The 14,013-nt window shown below is 65.2% G+C and carries 10 protein-coding genes, 2 pseudogenes and 1 riboswitch; of the genes and pseudogenes, 6 read left to right on the forward strand and 6 right to left on the reverse strand.

What is annotated here, in order from left to right; translation table 11 throughout:
• Positions 1-71 precede the first annotated feature (71 nt).
• A riboswitch (cobalamin riboswitch) is annotated at positions 72-261 on the reverse strand.
• 61 nt (positions 262-322) lie between these two features.
• The 4 genes and pseudogenes from cobA to ACRQ5J_RS00690 all read left to right on the forward strand — a co-directional run bounded on the left by cobA (position 323) and on the right by ACRQ5J_RS00690 (position 5,782).
• Positions 323-1,042 (forward strand): uroporphyrinogen-III C-methyltransferase, encoded by a 720-nt coding sequence (gene cobA / locus ACRQ5J_RS00675; RefSeq protein WP_432380689.1) that lies wholly within the window; start codon positions 323-325, stop codon positions 1,040-1,042.
• Between the two features lie 127 nt (positions 1,043-1,169).
• A pseudogene (gene uvrA, locus ACRQ5J_RS00680) lies at positions 1,170-4,015 on the forward strand (excinuclease ABC subunit UvrA).
• A gap of 4 nt (positions 4,016-4,019) precedes the next feature.
• Positions 4,020-4,922, forward strand: a complete 903-nt coding sequence (locus tag ACRQ5J_RS00685; RefSeq protein WP_432380690.1) for an AraC family transcriptional regulator — start codon at positions 4,020-4,022, stop codon at positions 4,920-4,922.
• Positions 4,919-5,782: a hypothetical protein gene (locus ACRQ5J_RS00690; RefSeq protein ID WP_432380691.1), complete on the forward strand. Its 864-nt coding sequence runs from the start codon at positions 4,919-4,921 to the stop codon at positions 5,780-5,782. The genes ACRQ5J_RS00685 and ACRQ5J_RS00690 overlap by 4 nt, the downstream gene beginning before the upstream one ends.
• On the opposite strand, the gene ACRQ5J_RS00695 is transcribed toward ACRQ5J_RS00690, so the two are convergent.
• Positions 5,730-6,602 carry a DUF1028 domain-containing protein gene (locus ACRQ5J_RS00695; RefSeq protein ID WP_432380692.1) on the reverse strand — a complete coding sequence of 291 codons (873 nt, stop codon included), beginning with the start codon at positions 6,600-6,602 and terminating at the stop codon, positions 5,730-5,732. The genes ACRQ5J_RS00690 and ACRQ5J_RS00695 overlap by 53 nt on opposite strands.
• A 132-nt stretch (positions 6,603-6,734) precedes the next feature.
• Here ACRQ5J_RS00695 and ACRQ5J_RS00700 point away from each other — a divergent pair, with 132 nt between their 5' ends.
• Entirely contained in the window at positions 6,735-8,168 is a 1,434-nt protein-coding gene (locus ACRQ5J_RS00700) for an aldehyde dehydrogenase family protein (RefSeq protein WP_432380693.1), read from the forward strand.
• A 3-nt stretch (positions 8,169-8,171) separates the two neighbouring features.
• On the opposite strand, the gene ACRQ5J_RS00705 is transcribed toward ACRQ5J_RS00700, so the two are convergent.
• The 4 genes and pseudogenes from ACRQ5J_RS00705 to ACRQ5J_RS00720 all read right to left on the reverse strand — a co-directional run bounded on the left by ACRQ5J_RS00705 (position 8,172) and on the right by ACRQ5J_RS00720 (position 11,924).
• Complete coding sequence (locus ACRQ5J_RS00705; protein ID WP_432380694.1) at positions 8,172-8,441, reverse strand: hypothetical protein; 270 nt, start codon at positions 8,439-8,441, stop codon at positions 8,172-8,174.
• Positions 8,411-9,166 carry a hypothetical protein gene (locus ACRQ5J_RS00710; protein WP_432380695.1) on the reverse strand — a complete coding sequence of 252 codons (756 nt, stop codon included), beginning with the start codon at positions 9,164-9,166 and terminating at the stop codon, positions 8,411-8,413. Before ACRQ5J_RS00710 ends, ACRQ5J_RS00705 begins: the two co-directional genes overlap by 31 nt.
• A 179-nt stretch (positions 9,167-9,345) precedes the next feature.
• Positions 9,346-9,964, reverse strand: a pseudogene (locus ACRQ5J_RS00715) (TetR/AcrR family transcriptional regulator).
• A 94-nt stretch (positions 9,965-10,058) separates the two neighbouring features.
• Positions 10,059-11,924, reverse strand: coding sequence for a phosphoenolpyruvate carboxykinase (GTP) (locus tag ACRQ5J_RS00720; protein WP_432380696.1), 1,866 nt, complete (start codon positions 11,922-11,924; stop codon positions 10,059-10,061).
• Positions 11,925-12,204: 280 nt separating this feature from the next.
• Between ACRQ5J_RS00720 and ACRQ5J_RS00725 the strand changes: the two genes are divergently transcribed.
• Entirely contained in the window at positions 12,205-13,209 is a 1,005-nt protein-coding gene (locus ACRQ5J_RS00725) for a D-2-hydroxyacid dehydrogenase family protein (RefSeq protein WP_432380697.1), read from the forward strand.
• On the opposite strand, the gene ACRQ5J_RS00730 is transcribed toward ACRQ5J_RS00725, so the two are convergent.
• The gene (locus tag ACRQ5J_RS00730; protein WP_432380699.1) at positions 13,166-13,933 is read right to left on the reverse strand and encodes an L-asparaginase; all 768 of its coding nucleotides are present in this window, start codon (positions 13,931-13,933) and stop codon (positions 13,166-13,168) included. The two genes, ACRQ5J_RS00725 and ACRQ5J_RS00730, sit on opposite strands and share 44 nt — an antisense overlap.
• Positions 13,934-14,013: the final 80 nt, after the last annotated feature.

A 14,013-nucleotide genomic window follows, 5' to 3' on the forward strand; every position in this document is an offset into this window, starting at 1 on the left:
GAGAGCGGAAGGACGGTCGACGGGAAGAAGGATGCAGAGAGCCGGTCGACAGCGGCTTCCCCACCCCGGGAATGATGCTGACTTTTTGGGCCGGTATTCTGGCTCGCCTTCGTCCTTCTCCGCGTCTTCCCGCGATTTTTCGCAGTGACATGATGACGGAGTTGTCTGGCTTACAGCAGCGGGGGCTGCACCGGATTTGAACCGGTTTCCCGTTTAACGCCATCCCTGAAGGATACGGCGCACCCAAGGATCGCATCTTACACTAGCCCCAAATGCGTGCCAAGCCGGTATCATGCGTCCTGTAACGTAAAAAAGGACGGGTATGACGGCGCTGGGGAAAGTGTATTTGATCGGAGCAGGACCGGGGGCGGTGGACCTGATCACCGTGCGCGGTGCGCGTCTGCTGGGCGAGGCCGAAGTGGTGCTGTATGACGCGCTGGTCACGCCGGAGATGCTGGCCCTGTGCGCGCAGGCCGAGCTGATTTCGGTCGGCAAGCGCTCCGGCCAGCGCTCGACCGCGCAAACCGTCATCAACCAGCAGCTGGTCGAATGCGCGCAGCGCTATCAGCGCGTGGTGCGCCTCAAGGGCGGCGACCCGATGCTGTTCGGCCGCGCCGACGAGGAGCTGCGCGCGCTGGAGGCGGAAGGCATCGAGGTCGAAATCGTCCCCGGCATCACCACCGCGCTGGCGGCGGCGGCGGCCACCAGGCAGCCGCTCACGCGGCGCGGCATTGCGCGCAGCGTTGCCTTTTTCACATCCAGCACCGCGCCCGGCGAACCGGATCATCCGGCGCTGCCGGCAACCGACACGCTGGTGCAGTACATGGGCGGGCGCGAGGCCGCCGCCACCGCCGCGCGCCTGCTGGCCGAGGGCCGCCGGCCGGACCTGCCGGTGGTGGTGGTGGAAAACTGCAGCCGCGCCGACCAGCGCATTGTGCGTCTGACACTGACCGGCCTGGCCAACGGCCTGGATGACGCGCAAGGCCCGGTGCTGGTGATGATCGGTGAAGCATTGCAGCAACGCCCGCAGCAGCCGAGTTGAAACGGCGCAAGAAAATACTGGTATTATATACAGTGTAGCGCGCCGCCTGCACGATCCATTCCAGCGTCCGGCGCGAGAATTCAAACCCGGCTATAGTGACGGGTTGACTCTAAAGGCCAAAAATCCCATGGAACAGATCCGCATTCGCGGCGCACGCACGCACAACCTGAAAAACATCAATCTTGACCTGCCACGCAACAAGCTGATTGTCATCACCGGCCTGTCCGGCTCCGGCAAATCGTCGCTGGCGTTCGACACGCTGTACGCGGAAGGCCAGCGCCGCTATGTGGAATCGCTGTCGGCCTACGCCCGCCAGTTCCTGCAACTGATGGAAAAGCCGGACGTGGACCTGATCGAAGGCCTGTCGCCGGCCATCTCGATCGAGCAGAAAGCCACCTCGCACAACCCGCGTTCGACGGTCGGCACCGTGACCGAGATTCACGACTATCTGCGCCTGCTGTACGCGCGCGTCGGCACGCCCTACTGCATCAACCACCCGGACCAGGCGCTGGCCGCGCAAACCGTGTCGCAGATGGTGGATGCGGTGCTGGCCCTGCCGGCCGACACCAAGCTGATGATCCTGGCGCCGGTGGTGGCCAACCGCAAGGGCGAACACGCCGACCTGTTCGAGGCGATGCAGGCGCAGGGCTTCGTGCGCTTCCGTGTACAAAGCGGCACGCATGACGCAAAAATCTATGAAGTCGACGACCTGCCGAAGCTGAAGAAAACCGAGAAGCACACCATCGACGTGGTGATCGACCGCGTCAAGGTCAGCGCCGACATCAAGCAGCGCCTGGCCGAAAGCTTCGAGACCGGGCTGCGCCTGGCCGACGGCCGCGCGGTCGCGCTGGAAATGGATAGTGGAACGGAACACGTCTACTCCAACAAGTTCGCCTGCAACACCTGCGGCTACTCGCTGCAGGAGCTGGAGCCGCGCCTGTTCTCCTTCAATAACCCGATGGGCGCCTGCCCGGAATGCGACGGCCTCGGTCACATCGAATTCTTCGATCCGAAGCGCATCGTCGCCTTCCCGAATCTGTCGCTGGCCTCCGGCGCGGTGAAAGGGTGGGACCGCCGCAACCAGTTCTACTTCTCGATGCTGTCCAACCTGGCGGCGTTCTACGAATTCGACCTGGATGTGCCGTTTGAAAAACTGCCGAAGGCCGCACAGGAAGCGGTGCTGCACGGCTCCGGCAAAACGTCGATCCCGTTCACCTACATCAATGAGCGCGGCCGCACCGTGGTCAAGGAACACACTTTCGAAGGTGTGGTCAACAACCTGGCGCGCCGCTACCGCGAAACCGATTCGATGGCGGTGAAAGAGGAACTGGCGAAGTTCATCAACGAGAAAAATGCCCGTCGTGCGAAGGCGCGCGCCTGCGCGTGGAAGCACGCTACGTCAAGGTCGGCAGCGGCAAGCAGGAACGCGCGATCTACGAGATCGCCGAGAAGCCGCTGCGCGAAACGCTGTCGTTCTTCGAGCAGCTCAAGCTGCGCGGCGCGAAGAAGGAGATCGCCGACCGCGTGGTGAAAGAGATCATCTCGCGCCTGCAATTCCTCAACAACGTCGGCCTGGATTACCTGTCGCTGGACCGCAGCGCCGATACGCTGTCGGGCGGCGAGGCGCAGCGTATTCGCCTGGCGTCGCAGATCGGCTCCGGCCTGACCGGCGTGATGTACGTGCTCGATGAACCGTCGATCGGCCTGCACCAGCGCGACAACGACCGCCTGATCGACACGCTGAAGCACCTGCGCGACATCGGCAACAGCGTGCTGGTGGTGGAGCACGACGAAGACGCGATCCGCACCGCCGACTACATCGTCGACATGGGGCCGGGCGCCGGCGTGCATGGCGGCGATGTCATCGCGGCCGGTTCGCTGAAGGACATCCTGAAGAACAAGAAATCGCTGACCGCCCAGTACCTGAGCGGCACGCGCAAGATCGAAGTGCCGAAGAAGCGCCACGTCGCCGATCCTGACAAGCAGCTGGTGATCAGCGGCGCCACCGGCAACAACCTGAAAAAAGTCACGCTGAAGCTGCCGGTCGGCCTGATGACCTGCGTGACCGGCGTTTCCGGCTCCGGCAAGTCGACGCTGATCAACGACACGCTGTTCCCTGCCCTGTCGCGCCACCTGTATGGCTCGCAGACCGAACCGGCGCCGCACGATTCGATCTCCGGCCTGGAGCACTTCGACAAGGTGATCTCGGTCGACCAGGCGCCGATCGGCCGCACGCCGCGCTCGAATCCTGCCACCTACACCGGCCTGTTCACGCCGATCCGCGAACTGTTCTCCACCGTGCCGACCGCGAAAGAGCGCGGCTACAGTGCCGGCCGATTCTCGTTCAACGTCAAGGGCGGCCGCTGCGAGGCATGCCAGGGCGACGGCGTGCTGAAAGTGGAAATGCACTTCCTGCCGGACGTCTACGTGCCGTGCGACGTCTGCCACGGCAAGCGCTATAACCGCGAAACGCTGGAAGTGCAGTACAAGGGCAAGAACATCACCGAAATCCTCGACATGACGGTGGAAGACGCGCACGAGTTCTTCAAGCCGGTGCCGCTGATCGCGCGCAAGCTGCATACGCTGCTGGACGTGGGCCTGGGCTACATCAAGCTCGGTCAGAGCGCGACCACGCTGTCGGGCGGCGAGGCGCAGCGCGTCAAGCTGTCGCTGGAGCTGTCCAAGCGCGACACCGGCCGCACGCTGTACATCCTGGACGAGCCGACCACCGGCCTGCACTTCCACGATATCGACCTGCTGCTGAAGGTGATCCACCGCCTGCGCGACCAGGGCAACACGCTGGTCATCATCGAGCACAATCTCGATGTGATCAAAACCGCCGACTGGATCGCCGACCTGGGTCCGGAAGGCGGCGCCGGCGGCGGCCAGATCATCGCCAGCGGCTCGCCGGAAGACGTGGCGAAGAACCCTGCCAGCGTCACCGGCAAATACCTGGTGCCGCTGCTGAAGTAAGGTCATGAAGCGCGACCTCGCCCCCACGCGGCTCGATCACATGATCGACATCGTCCGGCAGCATGCGCTGGACGAGCAGCGGGTGGCGACGGCGATTCCGTTCTTATCGCTGCTGCGCTCTTCGCATCCGACAGCGGTGACGAAGGGCGTGCTCAAGCCGTCGTGCTGCGTGATCTTGCAGGGCCAGAAGCGCGTGCACCTGGCCGGCGACGTGCTCGATTACGGTCCCGGCGAATACCTGGTGGTATCGGTCGACATGCCGGCCTCCGGCCACATCGTCAACGCCACGCCGGACAAGCCCTATCTGCTGCTAAACATCGAACTCGATCCGGCGGAAATCGCCGCCATCGTGCTGGAAGCGCAAGTCGCCATCGACTCGGCGCAGCCGGTGCGCGGCGCCTTCGTCGGCAAAACCGACGACGCCTTGCAGGAAACCTTGTACCAGCTGGTGCGCCTGCTGCAAGCGCCGGCGGCGGAAGCGGCCTTCCTGGCGGTGGGCCTGAAGCGCGAAATCATCTACCGCATGCTGAACGGCCCTTACGGCCGCCAGCTGTATCAGAACGTGGTGCTGGACCAGCAGGACCGCGGCATCAGCAAGGCCATCGCCTGGCTCAAGCAGCGCTACGATCAGCCGGTGCGCGTCGAAGACCTGGCGCAGGCCACCAATATGAGCGTCTCCAGCCTGCACCACCGCTTCAAGGCGGTGACCACGATGGGGCCGATGCAGTACCAAAAACAACTGCGGCTGCAACAGGCGCGCGCATTGCTGCTGAACGGCGATGTCGACGCCACCACCGCCGCCTATCAAGTCGGTTACGAAAGCGCATCGCAATTCAGCCGCGAATACCGCCGCCTGTTCGGCGCACCACCTATGCAAGACATCAAGAAACTCCGGAACGCACCATGAACTTCAATAAGAAACGCCTGCTGCCATTGGGCGTGTGTATATTTGCCTTCGCCATGGTGGCGCTGATGGCGGACCGGCAGTGGTCCGAAAAGCAGCAGCAGCTCGACCTGATCACCGATTTCTACAAGGACCACCTGTCGCGGCCGGACCAGCGGCAGGCCAGCCAGGTGCCGCCGGGGACCTTCTATTCGGCGGAACTGGAGGCGCTGGTCGATGCCAACAGCCAGTTGTGCTACGCGCTGTCGCGCGGCGACGATATCTGCGGCTACGGCGCCGACGGCGACGTTTTCCTCGATACGCAGGAAGTGTCGCCCAGCCTCGACTTCGAGCGCGCCGGCTTCAAGGTGGAGCGCGTGGCCGACAACGTGGTCGAGGCCAGCTTCAACGTCTATCCAGACATGGGCAGCGCGTATGAACGGCAGATCCGCTACACCCTGGTCCAGGAGGAAAACAAGGGCTGGCGCGTGAACGATATGCACTTCGCGCAGGGCCGCTCGATGCGCGAGGAACTCCAGCAAGAGAACGAGGCCGTGCTGGCCCGCGCGCGTGACCTCAACGACAGCGCCGGCTGGGTCTACAACTACCTGAGCAACGCCGACATGCTGGACCGCGCCGTGCGCTTCATCGACTTCCCGGTGCAGGTGTGCGACCAATACGGCATCTGCGCCGCCATGAAGCGCGACGATCCGCGCCTGTTGCAGGCGCTCGACGTGCTGGCCGACCGCAAAACCGACCTGGCCATACTGCCCAGGGCAAACCAGATCGAGCCGGCCGATGGCAAGGTGGTGGCGATCGGCGCGCTGGACTTCACTTTCCGCAACCGCGCGTGGTGGGTGACCAGGATAGACCTGCGGCGCTAGCCAGCCCCTTGGCGCGGATCAGGATACGCTCCCAGCCCTGGCTGCGGCATCGCGCTTCCGCCAGCGAGGCCTGCGCCTCCGCCTTCAGTCCTTTGCGCACCAGATGCTCGGCGCGCACCACCGCTTGCAGCGCGTAGTGGCGCTCCACCAGCGCGCGCAGGTCCTTCACCGGCTCGCGGGCCGCGTCCACGCGCAAATCGATATCCTGAAAGTCGCCGTCCACCGTGCGCACCAGCAGCGCGGCGGACATCTTGCCGCTGCGTTGACCGCCGGCGCGTTCGCCCGCTTCCAGCGCGGCCATCAGCCGCTCTCCCAGGCTGCCTTTGGCGGCGCCATACGCGCGCCGCATCTCCGCCAGCACGCGCTCGCCCGCCAGGCCATTGCCCTGCACCGCGTAGCCTTCGCCATGCAGCGCACCGGCCCAGCTGGCGGCTTGCGCGTTGGCGCCGGTGTAGGTGGCGCTCAGGCCACCGGCGGACACCATGCCGACCTGCCGTTCGGCGATGCTGCCGCCATCGAAATTGCCGTCGCCGTCCAGCAGCTTCTGCACCGCCTGCGCCGGCGCCACGCCCGAGGCCAGCAGCGCCAGCCCTTTCGGCCCATAGGACGGATTGGTTTCAAACTGCGTCACCAGCGCGCCCACGCGCGCCTGCGCATAGGGCACCGTGGCGCCGACCGCCAGGTTGTTGGTGGCCACCGCGACGCCGCAATTGCCGTCGCGGTCGCAGGCGGCGATGGAGTAGGTGGCTGCCGCCGGCGCTGCGGCCAGCAGCAGGGCTGCGGCAAGCAGGCCGGCGCGGATGTTGGCGAGTGTTGTCATGTCTGCCCAGGTTGAAACATTAAAAACAGTAATGTAATGCAGAATCAGGCAAGCTTGCTGCAGCAATCCCACTGACGCCGCAGCGCGCGGCTTCCTAGAATGGCTGCATCCCCTTCTCATTCAGGAGCAGCCATGTACAGCATCGATCAAGTCTACATCAACGGCCAGTTCGTCACGCCGCACGGCGAGGAGCTGTTCGACCTTGTCAACCCGACCACCGGCCAGCTGGCGGGCCAGGTGCGCCTGGGCGACGCCGAGGATGCGCGGCGCGCCATCGCCGCCGCCAAGGCGGCCTTCCCGGCCTTCTCGCGCACCAGCAAGGCGGAGCGCGGCGCCATGCTGGAACGCCTGCACGCGGCGGTGCTGGCGCGCGCCGACGATGCCGCCGCCGCGCTGGTGGAGGAATACGGCGGCCCGCTCAACACCAGCGTGGCCCGCTCGCGCTACACCGCCCGGATGTTCCTCGATGTGAAGCAGGTGATGGAGGATCACGCCTTCGAGAAAACCGTCAACACCGCCACGGTCAAGCTGGAACCGGTGGGCGTGGTCGGCATCATCACGCCATGGAATTCGAGCGCCTGGTTCATCGCCAACAAGGTGGCGACGGCGATCGCCGCCGGCTGCACGGTGGTGGTCAAGCCGAGCGAATTGAGCGCGCGGCAGAACCAGATCCTGATCGAATCCTTCCACGCGGCCGGGCTGCCGCCGGGCGTGGTCAACATCGTCAACGGCCGTGGCGACGTGGTGGGCGCGGAACTGAGCACGCATCCGGACATCACCAAGATTTCCTTCACCGGCTCGACGCCGGTGGGCAAGCAGATTGCCCGCCTCGGCGTCGACACCATGAAGCGCGTGACGCTGGAACTGGGCGGCAAAAGCGCCAACGTGATCCTCGACGACGCCGATTTCGCCAGGGCGATTCCGACCGCGGTGGCGGCCTGCTACATGAACAACGGCCAGGCGTGCATCGCCGGCGCCCGCCTGCTGGTGCCGGCGCACCGTCTGGAGGAAGCCAAGGCGCTGGCCAAGGCGGCGGCGGAAGCGGTGGTGGTGGGCGACCCGCGCGAGGCGGCGGTGTCGCTCGGGCCGATCGTCACGCAGAAGCAGTATGAACGCGTGCAGCGCTACATCGCCATCGGCATCGAGGAAGGCGCGGAACTGCTCACCGGAGGCCTGGGCCGCCCGGCGGGACTGGAAGCCGGCTACTTCGTCAGGCCGACCGTGTTTGCCGGTGTCACGCCGGCGATGACCATCGCCAGAGAGGAAATCTTCGGCCCGGTGCTGTCCATCCTCAGCTACGAGACGGAACAGGAAGCGATCGCCATCGCCAACGACACGCCGTATGGCTTGCAGGCCTACGTCAGTTCCACCGACCTGGCGCGCGCCAACCGCGTGGCGGACCAGCTGGTGGCGGGCCGGGTGCACATCAACGGCATCCACGATGACCTGATCGCGCCGTTCGGCGGCTTCAAGCAATCGGGCATCGGCCGCGAGTTCGGTCCCTACGGGCTGGAAGCCTATCTCGAACCGAAGGCCATCCTCGGCGCGGCGGCGCAGTACCGTTAGACGTCAGGCGATCTCGTTATCGGTGGTGGCAAAGTCGCGCAAGCCGGTGTGCAGCGGCTCCGCGCGCAGCGGAGCGACCGGCAGGCCGGCGCCGCCGTCGGCCAGGCGGCGCACCTTGTCCACCATGTGCAGCGTGGCCGCTGGCGCATGCTCGCTATCGAGGATGGCCTCCATGATGCGCAGCATGATCCACGGATCGATATCCTCGCGGCGCGCGGCGGCGTCTTCCGGCGCCACCGTCTTCACGCGGAAGTGGTAATGGCCGTCCAGCACCAGCCGCCGCGCCACCTGGTACAGGTACTGGGCATCGGCGCGCGCGCGCGCGGCTTGATGAAATTGAAGGTCGGCAGCGCCTGGCGCGGCACGTCATGCAGCACGGCCGCCTGCCAGATATCGTTGGGCGCCATGGCGTAGGGATGGTGCGGATCGTAGCGCTCGCGCATGCGCACCAGCACATCGCGCGACATCAGCGCGCTGGCGCCGCTGACGAAGGTGAGGCCGGCGAAGGCTTCCGGCGCGTTCAGGCGGCCCAGCGGGCCGGCGAAACAATCGACCGGCGCGAGCTGGTCCAGCACCGTGCACAGGCCGCGAAAATCCACCACCGAGGTAATCGTTGTCTGGTACAGGAAGAACGGCCCGTCGCGCGTGCGCAGCAGGTAGTCCTGCACCAGCACCTGGCGATATATCCAGCGCGCGTTTTCCGATTGCGACCACACGCCGCTGTTGCTGTAGCCGGCCTCGCCCGCGAAGCCGGCGCCGATGCCGACCAGCAGGTCGTGGCCGTCGGACATGACCTCGCCGCGCTTCAGCCGCTCCGACCAGCGCACGAAGATCACTTCGATGCCGGGAAAGTGGCTGATGTAAAACTGCCACAGCGCCCGCGCGTGGCGGAACACCGGCAACTCGTCGCCGTAGCCGATGGCGACCACCAGGTCGGGCCGCGTGGTCCGGGCGATGCGTGCCAGCAGGCGGTCGTTGTCGTGGGCGCTGTTTTCCATGGCGCCGAGTGTAAACTAAAACAGCATGAAATCGTCGTTGTTATTCGGCAGCGAACGCAAGGTGCGGCTGAACGGGCGGCACAACAGGTACAACAGCACGAGCAGCAGGAAGGTGATGGTTTTCATGGCCGGTCCTTTTCGCACATGTGTGCGAAATTAGTGTAAATAAAAGGGCGAACTTATTCCAGGTCGTTGAAACTCTTGTAGGTCGAGATCAGGCGGCTGAAGGCGCGCTGCATGTGGCGGTGCGCCTGGGCGTCGCGCAGGAAGCGGGTGTCGTGGATCAGGCCGAAAATCAGGCTGTAGATTTCGTAGACCAGCTGGCCGGCGTCGGTATCGGGCCGCAGCTGGCCCAGCGCCACCGCCTGCGCTATGGTCTTGCGCAGCGAGGCGCGCCAGTGCGTCGGTGCCTTGTTGCAGCCGGTCGCGCAGCGGGCCTTGCTGGTCGTCGAACTCGAAGGCGCCGGCGCTGTACAGGCAGGAGTTGCGCAGGCCCTCGTCGGCCACCCGGCGCGACCAGGCGTGGACCTGGGCGATCAGGCGCGGCAGGCCCTTGGACTGTTGCAGCGACGGCAAGAAGATTGCCTCGGCAAAGCGGCGGTCGTACTCGTCCAGCACCGCCGCCTGCAAGGCCTCCAGCGAGCCGACGCGCGAAAACACGCCGCTCTTGCTGATGCCGGTGCGCTTGGCCAGTTCGCCAAGCGACAGCTTGCCGATGCCGTCGGTGGCCGCCATGTCGAGGGCGGCGTCGAGAATGGCGGCGTAGGTGGCTTCGCTCTTGGCGGTCAGGGTATCCATGGACTGAACTTTAGCACACCTGTGCGAAACCACAAGCAAAAAAACGGCGCGTATCGCTACGCGCCGTTTTCGCTGCTCAGGTCTGGCGATGTTTTTATCGTGCCAAACGTTTCTCCAGGTCGGCTTTCACCGCCTTGAGTTCTTCTGGCAGGTGGTAGGCCAGCTTGGTGAACAGTTCCTCGTGCAGCTTCAGTTCCTCGCGCCATGCATCCTTGTCGATCGAGGTGATGGTTTCGAATTCCTCCGGCGAGAACGGAATGCCGTCCCACTTCAGGTCGCCGAAGCGCGGCGTCGTGCCGAAGATGTTTTCAACGCCGCCCGCTTCGCCCTCGATGCGCTCGAGCATCCACTTCAGCACGCGCATATTGTCGCCGAAGCCAGGCCAGACGAAGTGGCCCTGCTCGTCGGTGCGGAACCAGTTGACGCAGAAGATTTTCGGCAGCACGGCGCCGTCGATCCTGGCCACTTTCTCGCCCAGGTTCAGCCAGTGCTGGAAGTAGTCGCTCATGTTGTAGCCGATGAACGGCAGCATGGCGAACGGGTCGCGGCGCACCACGCCCATCTGGCCGGCGGCGGCGGCGGTGGTTTCCGAACCCATGGTCGCGGCCATGTACACGCCTTCCACCCAGTTGCGCGCCTCGGTCACCAGCGGCACGGTGGTCGAGCGGCGGCCGCCGAAGATGAAGGCCGAGATCGGCACGCCGGCCGGATCGTCCCAGGCCGGGTCGATCACCGGGTTCTGCGTGGCCGGCACGGTGAAGCGGGCGTTCGGATGCGCGGCCTTGCAGGTCGACTCCGGCGTCCAGTCATTGCCCTGCCAGTCGATCAGGTGCTGCGGCGCCGGCTTGCTCAGGCCCTCCCACCAGACGTCGCCGTCATCGGTCAGCGCCACGTTGGTGAAGATGGCGTTCTCGCGCAGCGAGGCCATGCAGTTGTAGTTGGTCTTTTCGTTGGTGCCAGGGGCAACGCCGAAGTAACCGGCTTCCGGGTTGATGGCGTACAGCTTGCCGTCGGCGCCCGGCTTGATCCAGGCGATGTCGTCGCCGATGGTGGTGATCTTCCAGCCGTTGAAGCTTTCCGGCGGGATCAGCATGGCGAAGTTGGTCTTGCCGCAGGCCGAAGGGAAGGCCGCCGCCACGTAGTGCTTTTTGCCTTCGGGCGATTCCACGCCGAGGATCAGCATGTGTTCGGCCAGCCAGCCGGCGCCGCCGTTCTGCGCATCCTGATGGCCCATGTTGGAGGCGATGCGCAGCGCGAAGCACTTCTTGCCCAGCAGCGCGTTGCCGCCGTAGCCGGAGCCGTAGGACCAGATTTCGCGGGTTTCAGGGTAGTGCACGATGTACTTGGTGGCGTTGCACGGCCAGGCCACGTCCTTCTGGCCGGCCTTCAGCGGCGCGCCGACGGTGTGCACGCATGGCACGAACTCGCCGTCCTCGCCCAGCACGTCGTAGACGGCCTTGCCCATGCGCGTCATGGTGCGCATATTGACCGCCACGTAGGGCGAGTCCGACAGCTCGACGCCGATGTGGGCGATCGGCGAGCCCAGCGGACCCATCGAGAACGGCACCACGTACATGGTGCGGCCGGCCATGCAGCCGTCGAACAGCGGATGCAAGGTGGCGCGCATTTCGGCCGGGTCCATCCAGTTGTTGGTCGGGCCGGCCTGTTCCCTGGTGGAGGAGCAGATGAAGGTGCGGTCTTCGACGCGGGCGACGTCGGTCGGGTCGGAGCAGGCCAGGTAGGAATTCGGGCGCTTTTCCTGATTCAGCTTTTTCATGGTGCCGGCGGCAACCATTTCCGCGCACAGGCGGTCATACTCTTCCTGCGAGCCGTCGCACCAGTAGATGCGGTCCGGCTTGGTCAGGGCGGCGATCTCCGCCACCCAATTGATGAGCTTTTGCTGTTTGATGTAAGCTGGGGCGTTCAATGGTGCAACGCCACCCATCAAGGGCTGATTCATGGTACCTCCAATGATAAAAGAATTCTGTGGCGGCAGATCGTCGGCAGCTTGTGGCTGGTCGCTCAGAGGCCCATTCGAAATGGGTCGGCGGTCATAACGGCGGTCGTGGCGCGGCCCGGTTCTGGTCGTCGGGCTCTGTTTTTCGGCCGATTGTACACCCGTCAAAAGGTGTTCCATACAAAAATGTAGGAGAATTAGTTGAGTAAAGTAGTAAGCTATTCAGCTAATCCCGCAGGGCGTTATTTCCCTACGAAATTTCTTAAAAAATCGTTCATCTTCCATGAAAATCGCAATACTTGACGATTACCAAAACGCAACTCCCGGTCTGAAATGCTTCGAGTTGTTGGCTGGCCACGACGTAAAAGTTTTCAACAGTACAACGCGCGGACTCGGCCAGCTGGCCATCCGGCTGCAGCCGTATGACGCGCTGGTGCTGATCCGCGAACGCACGGCCTTCAGCCAGGCGCTGCTGTCGAAACTGCCGAACCTGAAGCTGATCTCGCAGACCGGCAGGCTGGCCGGCCATGTCGACGTGGCCGCCGCCACCGCGCTGGGGATCGCGGTGGCCGAAGGCGTCGGCGCGCCGGCCGCGCCGGCCGAGCTGACGTGGGCGCTGATCCTGGCGGCGGCGCGCAAGATCGTGCCGTATGCGAACAATCTGAAGGATGGCCTGTGGCAGACGGCGTCCATCAATCCGGCGCTGAACGGCCTGGGCTTCGTGCTCAGGGGCCGCACCTTGGGCATCTGGGGCTATGGCAAGATCGGCCAGCTGGTGGCCGGCTATGGCCGCGCCTTCGGCATGGACGTGCTGGTGTGGGGCAGCCAGGCCAGCCGCGAACGGGCGCTGGCCGACGGCTACCAGGCGGCGGCGTCGCGCGCGGCTTTCTTCGAGCAGGCCCATGTGCTGAGCCTGCATCTGCGGCTGAACGACGCCACCCGCGGCATCGTCACCGCCGGCGACCTGGCGCGCATGCGGCCGGATGCGCTGTTCGTCAACACCAGCCGGGCCGAACTGGTGCAGCCGGAGGCGCTGGAGCAGGCCTTGCAGCAGGGCCGTCCCGGCCAGGCGGCGCTCGACGTGTACACCTCGGAACCGCTGGCGGCAGATTCACCGCTGCTGCGCATCCCGACCGTGCTGGCGACGCCGCACCTGGGCTACGTCGAGCAGGACAGCTACGAGCTGTACTTCCGCCACGCGTTCCAGAACGTGGTGGACTTCGCCCATGGCGCGCCGGCCAACATCAATAATCCAGACTACGTTCGTCAGGCACGCCGGTCAGATTGACGCGCGGCGCCGGCATCGCGTGCACCTTGCTCCACAGGCCGGCCCAGCCGGGCGGCCACGTGATGACCGGCCCGGCGTACGGCGGCAGCGCGGCGCGCACCGGGATCACCGGCACCGGCGGCATCTCGGTCAGCGGGGCGCCGTCGGGGCGCTGCATGTCCAGGCTGTACATATAGCCGGGCAGCAGGGCGTCGCAGACGCTGGCGAACCAGGCGCTGTGATCCTCGTCGCGGCCCAGCGCCTGCGCCAGGCCTTGCGGATCGAACCTGGCCAGCGCGTGGATCAGCTCCTCGGTGGTGGCGCCGGGCGTATCGCCCCAACCCATGACCGGATTGCTGTTGTAGTCGGCGCCCGAGCCATACCAGCCCTCGCGCCACGGGCGCTGCATCCAGTCGCGCTGGCCGGTAAACAGATGCCAGCGCCAGTGCAGGCCGGACGGCTTGGGCCACGAGTACAGGTACAGCTTCTGATAGCCGGCCTGGTGCAGCTCGCGCACCACCGCCATCAGGCGCGCGTGCGGCATGCGGTCGGGCGGCGCGCGGCGGAACAGGATGGCCTCGCCATCGGCGAACTGCACCTCGTCGGACGACAGGTTCAGGTCGAGCGTGCGCGACTCGTTGCCGAAGCGGGCGGAGATCCAGCCGGTCAACAGATTAACCGTGGTAATCACGCCGTAGCCGCGGTGGCGGTGGAAAATAACGGTGCCGGGAGCGAGGGCTTTCATGGACGGACAGCGGACAAAGAAACCAGTGTAGACATAGTACGCCCAAGTTTCCAGTGCCGGCGTTTAGGTTATGATGCACA

The organism is Duganella sp. P38 (assembly GCF_050859475.1).
Lineage (GTDB): Bacteria > Pseudomonadota > Gammaproteobacteria > Burkholderiales > Burkholderiaceae_D > Rugamonas.